Origin of the sequence: Micromonospora sp. NPDC000089, from assembly GCF_042899365.1 — a bacterium.
Taxonomy (GTDB): Bacteria; Actinomycetota; Actinomycetes; order Mycobacteriales; family Micromonosporaceae; genus Micromonospora.
Window position 1 is genome coordinate 449,093 of record NZ_JBIAZT010000003.1, and the last position, 20,437, is coordinate 469,529.

Here is a 20,437-nt window from a genome sequence, read left to right on the forward strand (position 1 = left end):
AGTCGCGAAACGTAAGCCGGCGCCGTATAGAGAGGCGTGCCCGGGCCGGCGACGGTCCGGGCACGGACAAAGATCGACCCCCGCTGACGAAGGTCACGAGGGACGTGAATAGTGTGATTTTCGTCAAGCACCGGCACCACGGGCAGGGGAAGGACGAGCAGGAGAAGACATGTCGCTCTCGCCGTACGCACCGATCATCGGGCTGTTCGCCCTCGCCGCGGGGTTCGCGCTGTTCTCCGTGGGCGCCGCCCGCTTCGCCGGCCCGCGCCGGTTCAACAAGGCCAAGCTCGAGGCGTACGAGTGCGGCATCGAGCCCAGCCCGCAGCCGGTCGGCGGCGGGCGGTTCCCGATCAAGTTCTACCTGACGGCGATGCTCTTCATCGTCTTCGACATCGAGATCATCTTCCTCTACCCCTGGGCGGTCTCCTTCGACGCCCTGCCGATCTTCGGCTTCGTGGAGATGGTCATGTTCATCGTCGCGGTCTTCGTCGCGTACGCCTATGTGTGGCGGCGCGGCGGCCTGGACTGGGACTGAGGGAGGAACGTCAGATGGGCATCGAGGAGAAGCTCCCCGCCGGCGTCCTGCTCACCTCCGTGGAGAAGCTGGTCAACTGGTCGCGGAAGTCGTCCGTCTGGGGCGCCACCTTCGGCCTGGCCTGCTGCGCCATCGAGATGATGGCCGCCGGTGGTCCGCACTACGACATGGGCCGCTGGGGCATGGAGGTCTTCCGGGCCTCGCCGCGCCAGGCCGACCTGATGATCGTGGCCGGCCGGGTGAGTCAGAAGATGGCGCCGGTGCTGCGGCAGATCTACGACCAGATGGCGGAGCCCCGCTGGGTGCTGTCGATGGGCGTCTGCGCCAGCAGCGGCGGCATGTTCAACAACTACGCGATCGTCCAGGGCGTCGACCACGTGGTGCCGGTCGACATGTACCTCCCGGGCTGCCCGCCCCGGCCGGAGATGCTCATCGACGCGATCCTCAAGCTCCGCGAGAAGATCATGTACGAGCCGCTGGGCGCGAACGGCCGCAAGATGCTCGCCGCCCGCACCGAGCGCGGTGACCTGCCGGTCGTGCCGTACGGCTCGATGCCGTCGTCGTACCGCAACGACAAGGCCCGGCGGGCCGAGTGGACGAAGGCGGTCCGCGAGGGGCGCGAGGAGCAGCTGCGGATCGAGAACTGGATGAACGCCCAGAACCACCTCCAGCCGCAGGGAGGCCCCAAGTGAGCGCGAGGAGTGCAGCGAAGCGGAGCCCCAACCGCGAGCGCGAGGAGCGAGCGCAGCGAGCCCCGCAGTCGCGAGTTGAGGCCAACTCGGTCGCGAACGAAAGGCAGGCACGGTGAGCGCGCCGAACGATCGGAAGGACGACGGCGGGGTGCCGGTGCCGACCACTCCGGCCGGCGCCAGCGGCGGCGCCCCGGCGGAGTACCCGCCGTCCAGCCCCGCCGGGCGCGGCATGTTCGGCATGCAGGGCACCGGCGACGTCTCCGGCTACGGCGGCCTGGTGCGCCAGCGCCACCCGATCGAGGAGACCCCCCGGCCGTACGGCGGCTACTTCGACGAGGTGCGGGACGCGCTGGAGGAGGCGTACCCGCAGTTCGGCGAGGCGATCGAGAAGGTCGTCGTCGACCGCGGCGAGCTGACCCTGCACGTGCGTCCGGAGCGGATCGCCGAGGTCTGCCAGGTGATGCGGGACGACGCCGCGCTGCGGTTCGAGCTCTGCTCCTCGGTGTCCGGGGTGGACTACCTGGGCGCCGACGAGCGCCGGCTGCACGCGGTCTACCAGCTCACCTCGATGACGTACCGGCGGCGGGTCCGGCTGGAGGCCGCGGTCTCCGCCGAAACGCCGCACCTGCCCAGCGTCACCGCGGTCTACCCGACCGCCGACTGGCAGGAGCGGGAGGCGTACGACATGTTCGGCATCGTCTTCGACGGCCACCCCAACCTGACCCGGATCCTGATGCCGGACGACTGGGAGGGCCACCCCCAGCGCAAGGACTACCCGCTCGGCGGCGTACCCGTCGAGTACAAGGGCGCGGAGATCCCGCCGCCGGACCGACGGAGGTCGTACCAGTGACGACGTCGAACTACGCGACCGAGCGGGAGACGACCGAGGGCAAGGTCTTCACCGTCACCGGTGGGGACTGGGACCAGGTCGTCTCCGGCACCGACCCGATCAACGACGAGCGGATCGTCGTCAACATGGGTCCGCAGCACCCGTCCACGCACGGCGTGCTCCGGCTGATCCTGGAGCTGGAGGGCGAGACGGTCCGCGAGGCCCGCTCGGTCGTCGGCTACCTGCACACCGGCATCGAGAAGAACCTCGAGTACCGCAACTGGGTGCAGGGCTCGACCTTCGTGACCCGGATGGACTACCTCGCGCCGCTGTTCAACGAGACGGCGTACGCGCTGGCGGTGGAGAAGCTGCTCGGCATCACCGACGAGGTGACCGAGCGGGCGAACACCATCCGGGTGCTGATGATGGAGCTGAACCGGATCTCCTCGCACCTGGTCTGGCTGGCCACCACCGGCATGGAGCTGGGCGCGATCTCGATCATGCTGTACGGCTTCCGCGAGCGGGAGTACATCCTCGACATCTTCGAGACCATCACCGGCCTGCGGATGAACCACGCGTACATCCGGCCGGGCGGCGTGGCGCAGGACGTACCGGACGACGCGATCCGCAAGATCCGCGACTTCCTGGTGATGATGCCGAAGAAGCTCAAGGAGTACGAGGACCTGCTCTCCGGCCAGCCGATCTGGACCGAGCGGACCAAGCACGTCGCGGTGCTGGACGTGACCGGCTGCCTCGCGCTGGGCGTGACCGGGCCGGTGCTGCGCTCCGCCGGGCTGGCCTGGGATCTGCGCAAGACCATGCCGTACTGCGGCTACGAGACGTACGAGTTCGACGTGCCGACCCACCCGGACGGCGACGTCTGGGGCCGGTACCAGGTCCGGCTCGCCGAGATCCGGGAGTCGCTGAAGCTCGTCGAGCAGGCGGTCGACCGGTTGAAGCCCGGCCCGGTGATGGTCGCCGATCGCAAGATCGCCTGGCCGGCGCAGCTGGCCATCGGCGTGGACGGCATGGGCAACTCGCTGGAGCACGTCGCGAAGATCATGGGCCAGTCGATGGAGTCGCTGATCCACCACTTCAAGCTGGTCACCGAGGGCTTCCGGGTCCCGCCGGGCCAGGTGTACGTCGGCATCGAGTCGCCCCGCGGCGAGCTGGGCGTGCACGCGGTCTCCGACGGCGGCACCCGCCCGTACCGGGTGCACTACCGGGAGCCGAGCTTCGTCAACCTCCAGGCCCTGCCGGCGATGGCCGAGGGCGGCCTGATCGCCGACGTGATCGCCGGCGGCGCCTCGCTGGACCCCGTGATGGGTGGTTGTGACAGATGACGACGACGTTCACTGAAGAGACGCGGGAGCGGGCGCGGGAGATCGTCGCCCGGTACCCGGCCGATCGGTCCCGCTCGGCGCTGCTGCCGCTGCTGCACCTGGTGCAGGCCGAGGAGGGGTACGTCTCACCGGCCGGCGTCGAGTTCTGCGCCGAGGTGCTCGGGCTGAACAAGGCCCAGGTCGGTGCGGTGGCCACCTTCTACACCATGTACAAGCGCAAGCCGACCGGCGACTACCTGGTCAGCGTCTGCACCAACACGATGTGCGACGTGCTGGGCGGGCAGGCGGTCTACGACGCGCTCGCCGAGCAGTTGGGCGTCGGGCACGACGAGACCACCGCCGACGGGACGATCACCCTGGAGCACGCCGAGTGCCTGGCGGCCTGCGACTACGGCCCGGTGATGACCGTCAACTACGACTTCTTCGACGGCGTCGACCCGCAGACCGCGCTCGGGGTGGTCGAGGAGCTGCGCTCCGGCGGCCGGCCGATGCCGACCCGGGGCGCGCGGCTCTGCACGCTCAAGGAGATGGCCGTACAGCTGGCCGGCTTCGCCGACCCGCGCGAGGGCGCGGTCGCCGACGGCGGCCCGGGCGAGCCCACCCTGCGCGGCCTGCGGCTGGCCCAGCAGCACGGCGTCTCGGTGGCGGGCTTCGACCCGAACACCCCGATCCGCAGCAAGGCCGAGGCCGACAAGGCCGCCGCCGAGGCCAAGGCGAAGGCCGAGGCGGCCAAGCCGGCCGCGACCGAGTCGACCCCGGCCAAGCCGGAGCCCGTCGCGGCCAAGCCCGAGTCTGCGCCGGCCAAGCCGGAGGCTACCGCAGCCAAGCCGGCCCTCGCGCCGACCGAGTCCGGGCCCGCCACGCCGGCCCCGGCGGCGACCGAGCCCGCAGCCGCCAAGCTCGAGTCGGGGGTGGGCGAACCGCCGACCGCCGAGCCGGCTCCGGTGGCCGCGAGCAGCGCGCCGGTCAAGGGCGGCGACGGGGCGGCCAGCCCGGCCGCGAAGGCGGGGACGGTCGAGCCGGCCACGCCGGAGTCGCTTGCCACCAGCACCGCGTCTGACGGCAGCGCAGGGTCGGACGACGGCACCAGATCGGACGGCAGCACCACGCCGGACGTGCAGGCGGCGGACGGCACGTCGCCGCAGACGCGTACCGCCGAGACCCGGCAGCCGGACGCGGCGACCGCCGTGCCGGACGCCCCGGGCACCAGGGCGCCGACGGACTCCACCGCGCCGGCGCCGCGCGACGCGCAGGCGGCCCAGGACGCCGGTGCGGCGGCCAACGCGCCGGCCGGCGACGGCAAGCCCGCCGGTGACTCCACCGGCCCGCAACAGCGCAACCTCGAGGAAGCCCAGGCGGAGACGGGCACCGGCCCGGCGACCGCGACCGAGACGGAGGGCCGGAAGTGACCGCTCCCGCGCCGGAGACGCTGGCCAAGCTGACGCCGGTGCTGACCAAGCGCTGGCTGTCGCCGGACGCCTGGCAGCTCGGCACCTACGAGAACCTCGACGGGTACGCGGCGCTGCGCAAGGCGCTCAAGGCCCACCCGGACGACCTGATCCAACTGATCAAGGATTCCGGCCTGCGCGGCCGGGGTGGCGCCGGCTTCCCGACCGGTCTCAAGTGGGGGTTCATCCCGCAGGGCGACGGCAAGCCGCACTACCTGGTGGTGAACGCCGACGAGGGCGAGCCGGGCACCTGCAAGGACCTGCCGCTGATGACCCACGACCCGCACGCGCTGGTCGAGGGCGTGATCATCGCGTCGTACGCGATCCGCGCCAACCGGGCGTACATCTACATCCGGGGCGAGGCGGTGCACGCCGCGCGCCGGCTGCGCAACGCGGTCGCCGAGGCGCAGGCCAAGGGGTACCTCGGGCGGAACATCCTCGGCTCCGGGTTCGACCTGGAGCTGGTGGTGCACTCGGGCGCCGGGGCGTACATCTGCGGCGAGGAGACCGCGCTGCTGGACTCGCTGGAGGGCTTCCGGGGCCAGCCTCGGCTGCGCCCGCCGTTCCCGGCCACCCACGGCCTGTACGCCAGCCCGACCGTGGTCAACAACGTCGGCACCATCGCCAGCGTGCCGTACATCGTGCTGGGCGGCGCCGACTGGTGGAAGACCATGGGCACGGAGAAGTCGTCCGGGCCGATGATCTACTCGCTCTCCGGCCGGATCGCCAACCCCGGCCAGTACGAGTGCTCGATGGGGATCACCCTGCGCGAGCTGATCGAGCTGGCCGGCGGGATGCAGCCCGGGCACAACCTGAAGTTCTGGACCCCGGGCGGCTCGTCCACGCCGCTGCTCACCGCCGAGCACCTGGACGTGCCGCTGGACTTCGAGGGGGTGGCGGCGGCCGGCTCGATCCTGGGCACCACGGCCACCCAGATCTTCTCCGACCAGGACTGCCCGGTCTACGCGACCTACCGGTGGCTGGAGTTCTACCACCACGAGTCGTGCGGCAAGTGCACCCCGTGCCGGGAGGGCAACTACTGGATGGTCCGGGTCTACCGGCGGATCCTCGCCGGCCAGGGCACCCACGAGGACCTGGACACCCTGCTCGACACCTGTGACAACATCCTCGGCCGCTCGTTCTGTGGTCTGGGGGACGGTGCGACCAGCTCGGTGACCTCATCGCTGAAGTACTTCAAGCAGGACTACCTCGACTACATCGAGGGACGTACCGCTCCCAAGCTCTCCGACAAGTCTCTGGTTGGAGCCCACTGATGAGCGCGAGGAACGAGCTTGCGAGTCCCGCAGTCGCGAATGGAAGGCGGCTCTGATGACGGACGTAGCCAAGCAGACCGAGACCGTCACGCTGACCATCGACGGCGTCGAGGTCACCGCGCCCAAGGGCGCGCTGCTGATCCGGGTCGCCGAGCAGTTGGGCACCGAGATCCCGCGCTTCTGCGACCACCCGCTGCTGGCCCCGGCCGGCGCCTGCCGGCAGTGCCTGGTGGAGGTGGAGGGCCAGCGCAAGCCGGTCGCCTCCTGCACCCAGACCGTCGCCGACGGCATGGTGGTACGCACCCAGCTCACCTCCCCGGTCGCCAAGAAGGCCCAGGAGGGGGTGATGGAGCTGCTGCTGCTCAACCACCCGCTGGACTGCCCGATGTGCGACAAGGGCGGTGAGTGCCCGCTGCAGAACCAGGCGATGTCCACCGGCCGCACCGACTCCCGCTTCCACGAGCACAAGCGGGAGTACGAGAAGCCGATGGCGATCAGCAGCCAGGTGCTGCTGGACCGCGAGCGCTGCGTGCTCTGCCAGCGCTGCACCCGGTTCTCCGAGGAGATCGCCGGCGACAAGTTCATCGACCTGATGGGCCGCTCCTCGCACGAGGAGATCAACATCTACCGGGACGACGCGTACGGCGAGGAGGGCGACGAGGGGGACGTCCCGTTCAACTCGTACTTCTCCGGCAACACCGTGCAGATCTGCCCGGTGGGCGCGCTCACCGGCGCGCAGTACCGGTTCCGGGCCCGCCCGTTCGACCTGGTCTCCTCGCCGAGCGTCTGCGAGCACTGCTCGGCCGGCTGCGCGCAGCGCACCGACTGGCGGCGGGGCAAGGTGCTGCGCCGGCTGGCCGGCGACGACCCGCAGGTCAACGAGGAGTGGAACTGCGACAAGGGTCGGTGGGGCTTCCAGTACACCCGCGCCACCGACCGGCTGACCACCCCGTTGGTCCGCGACGAGCGCAGCGGTGAGCTGCGCGAGGCGTCCTGGAGCGAGGCGCTGACCCGGGCCGCCGAGGGGCTGCGCGCCGCCCGGGACGGCGGGTCCGGCGCCGCGGTGCTGACCGGCGGCCGGCTGACCGTCGAGGACGCCTACGCGTACGCCAAGTTCGCCCGGGTGGCCCTGCACACCAACGACATCGACTTCCGGGCCCGGCCGGTCTCCCGCGAGGAGGCCGACTTCCTGGCCAGCAGCGTCGCCGGGGTCACCGAGGTGACCTACGCGGACGTGGAGAACGCGCCCGCGGTGGTGCTGGTCGGCCTGGAGCCGGAGGAGGAGTGCCCGATCCTCTTCCTGCGGCTGCGCAAGGCGTACCTGAAGAAGAAGCTGACGGTGTACGCGATCGCGCCGTTCGCCACCCGCGGCCTGGAGAAGCTCGGGGCCAAGCTGGCCCGGGTGGTGCCGGGCGAGGAGGCGAGCGTCCTCGCCGAGCACGACACGGTGGCCGAGGCGCTGGGCGCAAAGGGCGCGATCCTCTTCGTCGGCGAGCGGCTGGCCGGCGTACCCGGTGGGCTCTCCGCCGCGGCCGAGGTGGCCCGGCGGACCGGCGCGAAGCTGGCCTGGGTGCCGCGGCGGGCCGGTGACCGCGGCGCGGTCGACGCCGGCTGCCTGCCCAACCTGCTGCCCGGCGCCCGCCCGGTCACCGAGCCGTCGGCCCGCGCCGAGCTGGGCGAGACCTGGGACATCCCGGCCGGGGTGATCCCCAGCCAGGCCGGCCGGGACACCGACCAGATCATCGCGGCGGCGGCGAACGGCCAGCTCGGCGCCCTGGTGGTGGGCGGGGTCGACCCGGCCGACCTGGCCGACCCGCGGCTGGCCGAGCAGGCGCTCGACGCGGTGCCGTTCCTGGTCAGCCTGGAGCTGCGGAACACCGCGGTGGCCCGCCGGGCCGACGTGGTGCTGCCGGTCGCCCCGGTGGTCGAGAAGGCCGGCAGCTTCCTCGACTGGGAGGGGCGGCTGCGCCCCTTCGAGGCGGTGCTGCACACCGCCGCGATGACCGACGGCCGGGTGCTGGACGCGCTCGCCGCGCTGCTCGACGTCCGGCTCGGCACCGGCGACGTGCTGAGCGTCCGCCGGGAGCTGGGCGCGCTGCCGCCGACCCGGGCCGACCGCCCGGCCGCGCCGGCCGTCGAGCCGGCGGCCGCGCCGCACGCCGGCCCCGGCGAGGCGGTGCTCGCCAGCTGGCACCAGCTGATCGACTCCGGCAGCCTGACCGAGGGCGACGAGCACCTCGCCGGCACCGCCCGCCCGCCGGTGGTCCGGCTGGGCAAGGGCACCGCCGAGGCGCTCGGCGTCGCGGACGGCGAGCCGGTCACGGTCGGCACCGAGCGTGGGGCGGTGACCCTGCCGGCCGCGCTCACCGAGATGCCGGACGGGGTCGTCTGGCTGCCCACCAACTCGCCCGGCTCGACGCTGCGGCGCAGCCTCGGCGTGACGTCCGGCGCGGTGGTACGGATCTCCGTGCCCACCGGCGGCCCGGCCATTCCGGGCGAGCGGACCGCGGCGGACGGCCCGGTCGCCGCCGATGCGGCCGGTCGCCCGGGCCCGCTGCTCAACTCCGGAGGTGGCGAGCTGTGAGCGCAGTCGCGAACGGAAGGGGAGCTCAGTGGTGACCTACCTCGCCCAGGACCCGACGCTGGCCGACTTCGGGCGGGACCCGTGGTGGCTGGTCCTCGGCAAGATCGTGTTCGCCTTCGTCTTCGGCCTGCTGGCCACGCTGCTCGGCGTCTGGTTCGAGCGGCGGGTGGTCGGCTTCATGCAGGTCCGGCCCGGCCCCAACCAGGTCGGCCCGTTCGGCCTGCTGCAGACCCTCGCCGACGGCCTGAAGATGGCCTTCAAGGAGGACATCCTGCCGCGGGCCGCGGACAAGGTCGTCTACTTCTTCGCGCCGACCATCTCGGTGATCTGCGCGGTGACCGCGCTGTCGGTGGTGCCGTTCGGCCCGATGGTCAGCATCTTCGGCCACCACACGCCGCTGCAGGTGACCGACGTGCCGGTGGCGGTGCTGGTGCTGCTGGCCTGCTCCTCGATGGGCATCTACGGCATCGTGCTCGGCGGTTGGGCCTCCGGCTCGACCTACCCGCTGCTCGGTGGCCTGCGCTCCAGCGCTCAGATGATCTCGTACGAGGTCGCCATGGGGCTGAGCATCGTGGCGGTGTTCATGACCGCCGGCACGATGTCCACCAGCGGGATCGTCGCCGCCCAGGCGGACGCCACCCGGCTGACCGTGTTCGGCACCGAGATCCCGGCCCCCGGCTGGTACGCGATCCTGCTGCTGCCCAGCTTCATCATCTTCTTCATCGCCACCGTGGGTGAGACCAACCGGGCGCCGTTCGACCTGCCCGAGGCGGAGTCGGAGTTGGTCGCGGGCTTCATGACCGAGTACAGCTCACTGAAGTTCGCGCTCTTCATGCTCTCCGAGTACGTCTCGATGGTGACCATGTCCGCGGTCACCACCACGCTCTTCCTCGGCGGCTGGCGGGCGCCCGCGCCGATCACCACCATCTGGGCCGGCGCCAACTCCGGCTGGTGGCCGATGCTGTGGTTCTTCGGCAAGGTGATCGCGCTGGTCTTCGTCTTCGTCTGGCTCCGGGGCACGCTGCCCCGGCTGCGCTACGACCAGTTCATGCGGTTCGGCTGGAAGGTCCTGCTGCCGATCAACCTGGTCTGGATCCTGGTGCTGGCCGGACTGCGGTCCATCGAGGACTGGCAGTCGCGGGACCGGCTGCTCGCCACCGCCGTCGGTGCGGGGGTGCTGCTGCTGGCCACGGTCTTCTGGCCGAGCCGGAAGCCGGCGCCGACGCCGGCCCTGCAGGAACAGGTCGACAACCGGCCGCCGGGCAGCTTCCCGGTGCCGCCGATGGACCTTCAGGTACCACCGAGCCCGCGCACCAGGCGCGTGGTCGCCGAGCGGGAGCCGGCCAACGTCGCCGCCGGCTCGGACACTCAGGAGGTGTGACGTGGGCGCGATCACCGGAACGTTCAAGGGATTCGGGGTCACCTTCTCGCACATGTTCAGGAAGGTCGTCACCACCGACTACCCGTTCAAGCCGCCGGTCTCGGCGCCGCGCTACCACGGGCGGCACATCCTGAACCGGCACCCGGACGGCCTGGAGAAGTGCATCGGCTGCGAGCTGTGCGCCTGGGCCTGCCCGGCGGACGCGATCTACGTCGAGGGTGGCGACAACACCGACGAGCAGCGCTTCTCGCCGGGTGAGCGGTATGCCAGCATCTACCAGATCAACTACGCCCGGTGCATCTTCTGCGGGCTCTGCATCGAGGCCTGCCCGACCCGGTCGCTCACCATGAGCAACGAGTACGAGCTGGCCCGGGACAACCGGCAGGACCTGATCTTCACCAAGGAGCAGCTGCTCGCGCCGCTGCTGCAGGGCATGGAGCAGCCGCCGCACCCGATGCGGCTGGGTGACAGCGAGAAGGACTACTACGTCGGCGCGCTGGAGAACCCGGGCACCTCGGCCGGCGCCGAGCACTCGCCGATGGGCCCCGGCCGCTACCGCGTCGAAGAGCACCCCGGGGTGACCTTCCCCGGCGCCGAGCAGCAGGCCCAGCGGGCCGAGGCGGGCAAGGGAGCAGGGGAATGACCACGTCTACGGTGCTCGCCGCGGCGGGCCAGGTCTCCGGGGGTGAGCAGGTCACCTTCTGGATCCTCGCCCCGCTCGCGCTGATCGGCGCGGTCGGCATGGTGTGGGCCCGCAACGCGGTGCACTCCGCGCTCTGGCTGGTGCTGACCATGCTCTGCCTGGGCGTGTTCTACGTGCTGCAGGCGGGGCCGTTCATCGGCATGGTGCAGATCATCGTCTACACCGGCGCGATCATGATGCTCTTCCTGTTCGTGCTGATGCTGGTCGGCCGGGACGCGTCCGACTCGCTGATCGAGACGCTGCGCGGCCAGCGGGTCGCCGCGGTGCTGCTCGGCCTGGGCTTCGCCGGCCTGGTCGGCAGTGGCCTCTACCGGGCGCTGGACGGGACCGTCGCGGTCGGCCTGGCGCAGGCCAACGCCGAGGGCAACGTGCAGGGCATCGCCCGGCTGCTGTTCACCAAGTACGTCTTCGCCTTCGAGCTGACCTCCGCGCTGCTGATCACGGCGGCGGTCGGCGCGATGGTGCTGGCCCACGTGGAGCGGCGCCGGGAGGACAAGATGGACCAGATCGCCACGATGAAGGCCCGGTTCCGGCCCGGCAACTACCCCGGCCCGAAGCCCGGCCCGGGCGTCTTCGCCACCTCCTCCTCGGTGGCCACCCCGGCCCGCCTGCCCGACGGCCGGCTGACCGACCGCAGCACCCCGGCGATCCTGCCGCAGCGGGAGCTGACCGCCGAGGAGACCACGCTGAAGGGGACCGACCGGTGAGCGCGAGGAGTGCAGCGAAGCGGAGCCCCGCAGTCGCGAACGAAAGGCAGGCTCAGCAATGACGCCGGACTACTACCTGATCCTCGCGGCGGTGCTGTTCACCATCGGTGCCGTCGGCGTGCTCGTCCGGCGCAACGCGATCGTGCTGTTCATGTGCGTCGAGCTGATGCTCAACGCGGCCAACCTGACGCTGGTCACCTTCAGCCGGATCAACGGTGACCTGAACGGTCAGATCATGGCGTTCTTCGTGATGGTGGTGGCGGCGGCCGAGGTCGTGATCGGGCTCGCGATCATCATGTCGATCTTCCGGACCCGGCGCTCGGCCAGCGTCGACGACGCCAACCTGCTGAAGTACTGAGGGGCTCCGCGGTGGATGAGATTCTGACGTACGCCCAGGCGGAGCCCGCCGGGACCGTCGCCTACGGCACGGCGACCGGCCTGCTGAGCAGCGTCTGGCTGCTGGTGGCGATCCCGCTGGTGAGCGCGGCGATCCTGCTGCTGCTCGGCAGGCGGGCCGACCGCTGGGGGCACTGGTTGGGCGTGGCCGCCATCGGCGCCGCGTTCGTGCTGGGGCTCGCCTCGTTCTTCCAGCTGCGCGGCCTGGAGAACAGGTCCGTGGAGCTGAGCCTCTGGGACTTCATCGCCGTCGGGAAGCTGCGGGTCGACTTCGGCCTGCTCTTCGATCCGCTGGCCGCGGTCTTCGTCCTGCTGATCACCGGGGTGGGCTTCCTGATCCACCTGTACGCGGTGGAGTACATGGCGCACGACGAGGGTCGACGCCGGTTCTTCGCGTACTTCAACCTGTTCGTCGCGGCGATGCTGCTGCTGGTGCTCGGCAACAACTACGTGATGCTCTACTTCGGCTGGGAGGGCGTCGGTCTGGCGTCGTACCTGCTGATCTCCTTCTGGTACGGGCGGCCGAGCGCGGCCACCGCCGGCAAGAAGGCGTTCCTGATGAACCGGGTCGGCGACGCCGGCCTGGCCATCGGCATCTTCCTGATGTTCGCCACCCTGGGGACCACCCAGTACGACGAGGTCTTCAACGGCGTCGGCGCGTTGGCCGGCGGCACGGTGCTCGTCCTGGGCCTGCTGCTGCTGCTCGGCGCGGCCGGCAAGTCCGGTCAGTTCCCGCTGCAGGCCTGGCTGCCGGACGCGATGGAGGGCCCGACCCCGGTGTCGGCGCTGATCCACGCCGCCACCATGGTCACCGCGGGCGTCTACCTGATCGCCCGCTCCAACCCGATCTTCTCCGCCAACTCGACGCTGCAGCTGGTGGTGGTGAGCGTCGGCGCGCTGACCCTGCTGATGGGCTGCGTCATCGGCGCGGCGAAGGACGACATCAAGCGGGTGCTGGCCTGGTCGACGGTGAGCCAGATCGGCTACATGTTCCTCGGCGTCGGGCTGGGCGGTGGGGCGTACGCGCTGGCCATCGTGCACCTGCTGGCGCACGGCTTCTTCAAGGCCAACATGTTCCTCGGCGCCGGCTCGGTCATGCACGGAATGCACGACCAGGTGGACATCCGGCGCTTCGGCGGCCTGTCGAAGTACATGAAGGTCACCTGGCTGACCTTCATGATGGGCTGGCTCGCCATCATCGGCATGTTCCCCTTCTCCGGCTTCTTCTCCAAGGAGCCGATCATCGTGGCCGCGTTCGAGCGGGAGGACTGGACGGCCTGGCTCTTCGGCGGCGCCGCGCTGGTCGGCGCGGGGCTGACCGCGTTCTACATGACCCGGCTGTTCGTGCTCACCTTCCACGGCCCGGCCCGCTGGACCGAGGAGATCGAGCACCCGCACGAATCGCCGAAGCTGATGACCATCCCGCTGATCCTGCTGGCCATCGGCTCGGTCGGCGCCGGCTTCCTGCTCGCCACCTCGGTGCCGGACTGGCTGACCGCCACCGCCGGGCTCGGCACCGAGGAGGCGGAGCACGCCGCGGTCCTGCCGCACTGGCTGCTCACCACGCTGTCGCTGGTGGTCACCGTGCTCGGCGCCGGGCTGGCCTGGATGATGTTCCGCAACGGCACGGCCACCGCGCCGCAGCCGGCCGGGGTGCTGGTCACCGCCGCCCGGCGCAACCTCTACACCGACGCGGTCAACGAGGCGGTCTTCGAGAAGCCGGGCATCTTCCTCACCCGGGCGCTGGTGTTCCTCGACAACCGGGGCGTCGACGGGCTGGTCAACGGGCTCGCCGCGGGCGTCGGTGGCGGTTCCGGCCGGCTCCGGCGGCTGCAGACCGGCTTCGTCCGGTCGTACGCGACCTCGATCCTGACCGGCGCGCTGCTGGTGGTGGCGGCGTTCCTGGCCGTGCAGGCGGGGTGGCTGGCGTGATCGACCTCAACTCCGCCCCCGCCGGCGGGCCACGCAGTCACGACGGAGGTAAGGCCGCATAATGTCCAACTTTCCGTTCCTCTCGGTGCTGACCGTGGCGCCGCTGGTCGGCGCCCTGGTCGTGGCCCTGCTGCCGCGCACCCGGCCCGACCTGGCCAAGCAGGTGGCGTTCGGCTGGTCGCTGCTGGTGTTGGCGCTGTCGGTGGTCATGTGGTTCACGTTCTCCGCGGGCGGCGACCGGCTCCAGTTCCACGAGTCGTACCCGTGGATCCCGACCTGGGGCGTGCGGTTCACCTTCGCCGCGGACGGCATCGCGCTGGTCATGCTGATGCTGATCGCGATCCTGGTGCCGCTGGTGATCCTGGCGTCGTGGCACGACGCCGAGTCGTCCAAGCGGTCGGTGCCGGTCTACTTCGCGCTGCTGCTCGTCCTCGAGTGCACGATGATCGGCGTCTTCGCCGCCGCCGACGTCTTCCTGTTCTACGTGTTCTTCGAGGTCATGCTGGTGCCGATGTACTTCCTGATCGGCAGCTACGGCGGCCACCAGCGGCAGTACGCGGCGGTGAAGTTCTTCCTGTACTCGCTGGTCGGCGGATTGTTCATGCTGGCCGCGGTGATCGGCCTGTGGGTGGTCGGCGGGAAGACCTTCGACTGGGAGGCGCTGACCAAGGTGGACATCTCCACCGGTACGGGGCGCTGGCTCTTCCTCGGCTTCTTCCTCGCCTTCGCGATCAAGGCGCCGTTCTTCCCGTTCCACACCTGGCTGCCGGACGCCGGTGGCGCCGCCCCGGCCGGTGCCGCCGCGCTGCTGGTCGGCGTGCTCGACAAGGTGGGCACCTTCGGCATCCTGCGCTACTGCCTGCCGCTGTTCCCCGAGGCGTCGAAGTGGTTCGCCCCGTGGGCCCTGGCGCTGGGCGTGATCGGCATCATCTACGCGGCCCTGCTGGCGGTCGGGCAGTCCGACCTGAAGCGGCTGGTGTCGTACACCTCGATCGCGCACTTCGGCTTCATCGGCGTCGGCATCTTCGCCTTCACCACCCAGGCCGGCACCGGCGCGGTGCTCTACATGCTCAACCACGGGCTCGCCACCGGCCTGCTCTTCCTGGTGGTCGGCATGCTGATCGCCCGGCGCGGCTCGGCCATGATCCGGGACTTCGGCGGCGCCGGTCGGCTGGTGCCGCTGCTGGCCGGGGTGCTGTTCTTCGCCGGTCTGGCGTCGCTGGCACTGCCCGGCACCGCGCCGTTCGTCTCCGAGTTCCTGGTGCTGATCGGCACCTTCACGGTGAACAAGCCGGTCGCGGTGATCGCCACCGCCGGAATCATCCTGGCCGCGGCGTACGTGCTGTGGATGGTGCAGCGCACCACCCAGGGCACGCTCAACCCCGAGCTGGCGAAGGTCGAGGGCATGCGCCGCGACCTGAGCCTGCGCGAGAAGGTGGTGGTCGCGCCGCTGATCGCCCTGATCGTGCTGCTCGGCTTCTATCCCAAGCCGGTCACCGACGTGATCAACCCCGCCGTCCAGGCGACCATGAACGACCTCGGCCGGACCGATCCCGCCCCGACGGTCGGCGACGTCCAGGAGGCCGCCAAGTGATGAGCGCAGCTAAGGAAGGGCCGGCCCATGTCTGAGCTCACGTTGCCGTCGATCGACTACGCGGCACTCGCCCCGATCCTGATCATGCTGGGGGTGGCGCTGGCCGGCGTGCTGGTGGAGGCCTTCGTGCCGCGCCGGCTGCGGCACCTGACCCAGCTCACCCTCGCCCTGCTCGCGGTGCTCGGCGCGCTGGTGATGGTGGTGCTGAACGCCGACGACCGGCTGATCACCGCTGGCGGCGCGATCGCGGTGGACGGCCCGACCCTGTTCCTGCAGGGCGCGATCCTGGTGCTCGCCGCGATGGCCCTGCTGCTGATCGGGGAGCGCACCGTCGAGCGCGGCGGCGCGTTCGTCGCGCAGGCCGCGCTGACCGCCGAGTCGGCCGACGACCGGCGGCAGGCCGAGGGCAGCAACGGCGCCACCGAGGTGTACCCGCTGACCACCTTCGCGATCGGCGGCATGCTGATCTTCGTGGCGGCGAACGACCTGCTCACCATGTTCATCGCGCTCGAGGTCTTCTCGCTGCCGCTCTACCTGCTCTGTGCGCTGGCCCGTCGCCGTCGGCTGCTGAGCCAGGAGGCGGCGATGAAGTACTTCCTGCTCGGGGCGTACTCGTCGGCGTTCTTCCTGTTCGGGGTGGCGTTGGTCTACGGCTTCACCTCCGGCATTCCGGGCCGGTCGGCCGGGGTCGACTTCGCCACCGTGCACGCCGCCGTCGGGGCGTCCCCGGCCAGCCCGGTGCTGCTCTTCGCCGGCATGGCGCTGCTCGCCATCGGGCTGCTGTTCAAGGCCGCCGCCGCGCCGTTCCACGTCTGGACCCCGGACGTCTACCAGGGCGCGCCGACCCCGGTCACCGCGTTCATGGCGGCCTGCACCAAGGTCGCCGCGTTCGGCGCCCTGCTGCGGGTCTTCCACGTGGCGTTCGCCCAGGCCGCCTGGGACTTCACCCCGGTGCTGGGCGCGGTGGCGGTGCTGACCATGCTGGTCGGCGCGGTGCTGGCGGTCACCCAGACCGACATCAAGCGGCTGCTGGCGTACTCGTCGATCGCCAACGCCGGCTACCTGCTGGTCGGGGTGCTCGCGCCGACCGGCGCGGGCGTCTCCGGCACGCTGTTCTACCTGGCCGCGTACGGCTTCACGGTGCTCGCCGCGTTCGCCGTGGTCACCCTGGTCCGGGACGCCGACGGGGAGGCCACCCACCTGTCCCGCTGGGCCGGGCTGGGCCGCCGGTCGCCGTTCTACGCCGCGATCTTCACCTTCATCCTGCTGGCCTTCGCCGGCATCCCGCTGACCAGCGGCTTCACCAGCAAGTTCGCGGTGTTCGGGCCGGCCCTGGAGAGCGGGCACGCCTGGCTGGTGGTGGCCGGCGTGCTGACCAGCATGGTGCTGGCCTTCCCGTACCTGCGCGTCGTGGTGATGATGTGGCTCTCCGAGCCGGGCGAGAGCACCCCGACCGTCACGGTGCCGGGTGGGCTGACCGCCACCGCGCTGATGATCGGCGTGGTGGCCACGCTGGTGCTGGGCGTGGTGCCGTCGCCGCTGCTCGACCTGGCGGCCGACGCGGCGACCTTCGTACGGTGATCCGATCCGGTCGTCCCCGCGGGGCCGGTGCGCTGGGCGCGCCGGCCCCGCGGCCGTATCCCCGGGCCGGAGCAGGTCGAACGGGTGTGGCATGGTTGATGGTGTGGTGAATCCGGCGGGCGAGCGTTCAGGTGCCGTCGGCCTCGGCGGTCGTCGGGGCTCGACGGGCACGGGTCAGATCGGCGTGCACCTGGCGGATCCGCGCGTCGAGGCGTCCGTGCTGGGGCTGCTCGACTCCGTCGAGGCGGAGCTGTGGGCCGGGGTGTCCAGCGCCGACCCGTTGATCACCGAAGCGGCCCGGCACCTGATGGAGGCCGGCGGCAAGCGGTTCCGGCCGCTGCTGGTGACGTTGGGCGCGCAGTTCGGCGATCCGGAGCGTCAGCAGGTGGTCCCGGCCGCCGTGGTGATGGAGCTCACCCACCTGGCCACGCTGTACCACGACGACGTGATGGACGAGGCCGCCGTGCGGCGGGGCGCCCCGAGCGCCAACTCCCGCTGGACCAACTCGGTGGCCATCCTGGTGGGCGACTACCTCTTCGCCCGCGCCGCCGACCTCGCGGCCGACCTGGGCCCCGAGGCGGTACGCCTGCAGGCGCGCACCTTCGCCCGGCTGGTGCACGGTCAGATCGCCGAGACCGTCGGCCCGCGTGAGGGCCAGGACCCGGTCGACCACTACCTCGGCGTGATCGCCGACAAGACCGGCTCGCTGATCGCCACCTCGGCCCGCTTCGGCGGCATGTTCGGCGGCGCCTCGCCGGAGCACGTCGAGGCGCTCGCCGGCTACGGCGAGACGATCGGGGTGGCGTTCCAGCTCTCCGACGACCTGCTCGACATCGCCAGCGAGTCGACACAGTCCGGCAAGACCCCCGGCACCGACCTGCGCGAGGGCGTGCCGACCCTCCCGGTGCTGTACGCGCTGGCCGGCGACGACTCGGACGCCGCCTCGGTGCGGCTGCGCGAGATCCTGGCCACCGGCCCGCTGGTCGACGACGCGCTGCACGCCGAGGCGCTCATCCTGCTGCGCGAGTCGCCGGCGCTCAAGCGCGCCCGGGAGACCGTCCGCAGTTACGCCGAGGACGCCCGCTCCCGCCTGGCCCCGCTCCCGCAGGGCCCGGCCCGCCGCGCCCTCGAATCCCTCTGCGACCACATCGCCGACCGCACCAGCTGACCCCCCGGGGCGCGCTGCCCCCGCCCCCGTGTGTCGTCGATCTAGGGGTTGTTGTCGTTCGAGGAGATCAACTCACGACACTTGGCCCTAGATCGACGAGCAGAAGCGCCGGGGACGGCGGCCGCGCTCAGCGGGTGGGGCGGAGGAGGCGGCTGGCCAGGAGCATGAGGGCGGCGGCGGCGAGCATGGCGATCGCGGCGACGGACCACATGGTCGGATAGCCGGCGTGGCCGGCCAGCGCGCCGAGGCCGAGCGGGCCGACGCAGCCGCCCGCGTACACCCCGGTCTGGGTGATCGAGGTGGCGGCGGCCGGAGCCGTCGGGTGCAGCCGGACCACCGCGAAGTTCATCACCCCGGGCCAGGCCCAGCCCAGGCCGAAGCCGAGCACCACCCCGACCACCAGCGCCGCCGCGCCGCCGAGCGCGAGCAGGCCCAGCCCGGCGGCGCCGACCAGCAACATCCCGGCGATCACCGCGATGTGGCCGCCGCTGCGGCGGTCGGCGAGCCAGCCGCCGCCGATCCGGGCGGCCACGCAGACCGCGCTGCCCAGGGTGAGGGTGAGCCCGGCCAGCCCCGGGGCGAGCCCCCGGCCGGCCGCGGAGTCCACCAGGAAGGTGCCCAGGGCGTTCGCGGCGCCCGCCGCCAGCGTCGCCGCCACCCCGACCAGCACCAGGCCGGTGGTGGCCCCACCGCCGCGCGTCCGTGCCGGCCGCCGACCCGGTCCGGCCTCCGCCGGGGGTACGGCGGGCAGCGCGGCGAGCGCGGCTCCCGCGGCGGCCACGAACGCCCAGCGCCAGCCGACGGTCAGCGCGACGGTCGGCACCGCCGCGCCGGCCAGCAGGGTGGAGACCGGGATGGCGGCCTGCTTCACCCCGAACGACAGCCCCTGCCGCCGGGGCGGCACGTGCTCGGCCAGCGCCACGTTGCTGGCGAGCTGGCCGAGTGCGTTCGCGGTGGCGCTCAGCGCCAGCAGGCCGACCAGCACCGGGTACGACCGGGCCAGCACCGCCACCGCGAGCATGCTGCCGGCGGCGAGCAGGATGCCGGCGCGGGCCACCACCGCCGGGCCGTACCGCTCGACGAGCCGCCCGGACGGCACCGAGGCCAGGGCGCTGACGCCGAAGTAGATCGACACGGCCAGCCCCAACCCGGTGGGGGAGAAGCCCAGGTCGGTGCCCATCTGCACGGCCAGCCCGCCGACCAGGAACACCGGCAGCACGGAGGCGATGGTGGTGGCCACGGCACCGGCGCCGGCCCGCAGGGGGCGGACGGCCGGCCGGCTCGGGGAGGGGGTGAGCGCGGTGTCGGTCATCGTGCCGCCAACCTACGCGAGTCTCGTTGCCGACAGTTCGGCGTGTCAGCGCGGCGACCCGCCCGGGCGGCGGCTGATCTGCGATCCTCCACCCGATCGGGCGTTCCGTCGCCCGGCCGAATTTCATATGGTGTAAGTCCCTGGCTGCGGAGGTGGTTGTGCGCGACCCCCTGGCGGAGCCTTCGGACCTGATCCGGAGCGTCTCCCGCGCGCTGCGCGTGCTCGAGTCGGTCGGTCGTGCCCCGAAGGGGCTCACCGTCAAGCAGATCGCCCGGCGCTGCGAGCTGACCGTGGCCACCACGTACCACCTGGTCCGCACCCTGGCGTACGAGGGCTACGTGATCCGTCGCGAGGACGGCACGTACATCGTCGGGCTGGAGGTCGCCGACCGGTACCGCGAGCTGGTGACCGCCTTCCGCGGGCCGCCCGCCGTCGGCGAGACGCTGCGCCGGGCCGCGGTGGACACCGGCTGGAGCCACTACCTGGGTCGGTTCGTGGGTGGCCAGGTGGCGCTCACCGCGGTCGCCGAGGGCCACCGCTCGCCGTACCTGGAGGACCTGGTCCCCGGGTTCGACGAGGGCGCGCACGCCACCGCCCTGGGTAAGTCGCTGCTGGCCACCCTCACCGCCGAGCAGCGCTTCCGCTACCTGCGCGAGTACGGCATGCGGCCGTTCACCACCGCCACCCTGACCAGCTCCGAGGCGTTCGAGGCCGACCTGGCCGCCGGGGACCGGCGGGGCATGCAGCTGGAGCTGGGGCAGTTCCGGCAGGGGGTGGCCTGCGCCGCGGTGCTGGTCACCCCGGACAAGGACATGGAACGCCGGGTGGTGCTGGCCTGCGCGCTGCCGGCCAGCGAGATGATGACCTCGGCCCGGGTGGTCCGGGCGAAGCTGCTCACCGTCGCGCGTACGGTCGCCGACGGCATCGCCACCGAGATCTGAGCCGGCCGGTCCGCAAA

Annotated in this window: 16 protein-coding genes and 1 pseudogene; 16 read left to right on the forward strand and 1 reads right to left on the reverse strand. The window is 71.7% G+C overall.

Going from position 1 to position 20,437, the window contains the following annotated elements:
- Positions 1-169: 169 nt before the first annotated feature.
- The 15 genes and pseudogenes from ACFY3U_RS08800 to ACFY3U_RS08870 all read left to right on the forward strand — a co-directional run bounded on the left by ACFY3U_RS08800 (position 170) and on the right by ACFY3U_RS08870 (position 18,167).
- The gene (locus tag ACFY3U_RS08800) at positions 170-535 is read left to right on the forward strand and encodes an NADH-quinone oxidoreductase subunit A (protein ID WP_387197216.1); all 366 of its coding nucleotides are present in this window, start codon (positions 170-172) and stop codon (positions 533-535) included.
- 14 nt (positions 536-549) lie between these two features.
- Positions 550-1,227 (forward strand): NuoB/complex I 20 kDa subunit family protein, encoded by a 678-nt coding sequence (locus tag ACFY3U_RS08805; RefSeq protein WP_387197219.1) that lies wholly within the window; start codon positions 550-552, stop codon positions 1,225-1,227.
- 112 nt (positions 1,228-1,339) lie between these two features.
- Positions 1,340-2,077: an NADH-quinone oxidoreductase subunit C gene (locus ACFY3U_RS08810; RefSeq protein WP_387197222.1), complete on the forward strand. Its 738-nt coding sequence runs from the start codon at positions 1,340-1,342 to the stop codon at positions 2,075-2,077.
- A complete protein-coding gene (locus ACFY3U_RS08815) occupies positions 2,074-3,399 on the forward strand; it encodes an NADH-quinone oxidoreductase subunit D (protein WP_387197226.1) in 1,326 nt (441 codons plus the stop codon). The genes ACFY3U_RS08810 and ACFY3U_RS08815 overlap by 4 nt, the downstream gene beginning before the upstream one ends.
- Positions 3,396-4,146, forward strand: a pseudogene (gene nuoE, locus ACFY3U_RS08820) (NADH-quinone oxidoreductase subunit NuoE); the annotation flags it as partial. The gene ACFY3U_RS08815 and the pseudogene nuoE, both read left to right, overlap by 4 nt.
- Positions 4,147-4,804: 658 nt before the next feature.
- Positions 4,805-6,121, forward strand: a complete 1,317-nt coding sequence (nuoF, locus tag ACFY3U_RS08825; protein ID WP_387197229.1) for an NADH-quinone oxidoreductase subunit NuoF — start codon at positions 4,805-4,807, stop codon at positions 6,119-6,121.
- A 55-nt stretch (positions 6,122-6,176) separates the two neighbouring features.
- Positions 6,177-8,705 (forward strand): NADH-quinone oxidoreductase subunit G, encoded by a 2,529-nt coding sequence (locus tag ACFY3U_RS08830; RefSeq protein WP_387197231.1) that lies wholly within the window; start codon positions 6,177-6,179, stop codon positions 8,703-8,705.
- 31 nt (positions 8,706-8,736) lie between these two features.
- Entirely contained in the window at positions 8,737-10,086 is a 1,350-nt protein-coding gene (gene nuoH / locus ACFY3U_RS08835) for an NADH-quinone oxidoreductase subunit NuoH (protein ID WP_387197234.1), read from the forward strand.
- 1 nt (position 10,087) lies between these two features.
- Positions 10,088-10,729: an NADH-quinone oxidoreductase subunit NuoI gene (nuoI, locus tag ACFY3U_RS08840; RefSeq protein WP_387197236.1), complete on the forward strand. Its 642-nt coding sequence runs from the start codon at positions 10,088-10,090 to the stop codon at positions 10,727-10,729.
- Positions 10,726-11,496, forward strand: coding sequence for an NADH-quinone oxidoreductase subunit J (locus ACFY3U_RS08845; RefSeq protein ID WP_387197239.1), 771 nt, complete (start codon positions 10,726-10,728; stop codon positions 11,494-11,496). Before nuoI ends, ACFY3U_RS08845 begins: the two co-directional genes overlap by 4 nt.
- Before the next feature lie 58 nt (positions 11,497-11,554).
- Complete coding sequence (gene nuoK, locus ACFY3U_RS08850; RefSeq protein ID WP_132260981.1) at positions 11,555-11,854, forward strand: NADH-quinone oxidoreductase subunit NuoK; 300 nt, start codon at positions 11,555-11,557, stop codon at positions 11,852-11,854.
- A gap of 11 nt (positions 11,855-11,865) precedes the next feature.
- A complete protein-coding gene (gene nuoL, locus ACFY3U_RS08855; protein ID WP_387197242.1) occupies positions 11,866-13,824 on the forward strand; it encodes an NADH-quinone oxidoreductase subunit L in 1,959 nt (652 codons plus the stop codon).
- Between the two features lie 61 nt (positions 13,825-13,885).
- The gene (locus ACFY3U_RS08860) at positions 13,886-15,418 is read left to right on the forward strand and encodes an NADH-quinone oxidoreductase subunit M (RefSeq protein WP_387197244.1); all 1,533 of its coding nucleotides are present in this window, start codon (positions 13,886-13,888) and stop codon (positions 15,416-15,418) included.
- A gap of 27 nt (positions 15,419-15,445) precedes the next feature.
- Complete coding sequence (gene nuoN, locus ACFY3U_RS08865; protein WP_387197247.1) at positions 15,446-16,999, forward strand: NADH-quinone oxidoreductase subunit NuoN; 1,554 nt, start codon at positions 15,446-15,448, stop codon at positions 16,997-16,999.
- A 91-nt stretch (positions 17,000-17,090) separates the two neighbouring features.
- Positions 17,091-18,167 carry a polyprenyl synthetase family protein gene (locus ACFY3U_RS08870; protein ID WP_387197250.1) on the forward strand — a complete coding sequence of 359 codons (1,077 nt, stop codon included), beginning with the start codon at positions 17,091-17,093 and terminating at the stop codon, positions 18,165-18,167.
- Positions 18,168-18,294: 127 nt separating this feature from the next.
- Here the strand turns inward: ACFY3U_RS08870 and ACFY3U_RS08875 are convergent, their stop codons facing one another.
- Complete coding sequence (locus ACFY3U_RS08875; RefSeq protein WP_387197254.1) at positions 18,295-19,479, reverse strand: MFS transporter; 1,185 nt, start codon at positions 19,477-19,479, stop codon at positions 18,295-18,297.
- A gap of 158 nt (positions 19,480-19,637) precedes the next feature.
- Here ACFY3U_RS08875 and ACFY3U_RS08880 point away from each other — a divergent pair, with 158 nt between their 5' ends.
- Positions 19,638-20,420, forward strand: coding sequence for an IclR family transcriptional regulator (locus ACFY3U_RS08880; protein ID WP_387197257.1), 783 nt, complete (start codon positions 19,638-19,640; stop codon positions 20,418-20,420).
- Positions 20,421-20,437: the final 17 nt, after the last annotated feature.

Coding starts and splice junctions, on each gene's coding strand:
- ACFY3U_RS08875 (WP_387197254.1), bottom strand. CDS start 19,479: ATGACCGACACCGCGCTCACCCCCTCCCCGAGCCGGCCGGCCGTCCGC.
- ACFY3U_RS08870 (WP_387197250.1), top strand. CDS start 17,091: ATGGTTGATGGTGTGGTGAATCCGGCGGGCGAGCGTTCAGGTGCCGTC.
- nuoK (WP_132260981.1), top strand. CDS start 11,555: ATGACGCCGGACTACTACCTGATCCTCGCGGCGGTGCTGTTCACCATC.
- ACFY3U_RS08845 (WP_387197239.1), top strand. CDS start 10,726: ATGACCACGTCTACGGTGCTCGCCGCGGCGGGCCAGGTCTCCGGGGGT.
- ACFY3U_RS08830 (WP_387197231.1), top strand. CDS start 6,177: ATGACGGACGTAGCCAAGCAGACCGAGACCGTCACGCTGACCATCGAC.
- nuoN (WP_387197247.1), top strand. CDS start 15,446: ATGTCTGAGCTCACGTTGCCGTCGATCGACTACGCGGCACTCGCCCCG.
- ACFY3U_RS08800 (WP_387197216.1), top strand. CDS start 170: ATGTCGCTCTCGCCGTACGCACCGATCATCGGGCTGTTCGCCCTCGCC.
- ACFY3U_RS08805 (WP_387197219.1), top strand. CDS start 550: ATGGGCATCGAGGAGAAGCTCCCCGCCGGCGTCCTGCTCACCTCCGTG.
- ACFY3U_RS08860 (WP_387197244.1), top strand. CDS start 13,886: ATGTCCAACTTTCCGTTCCTCTCGGTGCTGACCGTGGCGCCGCTGGTC.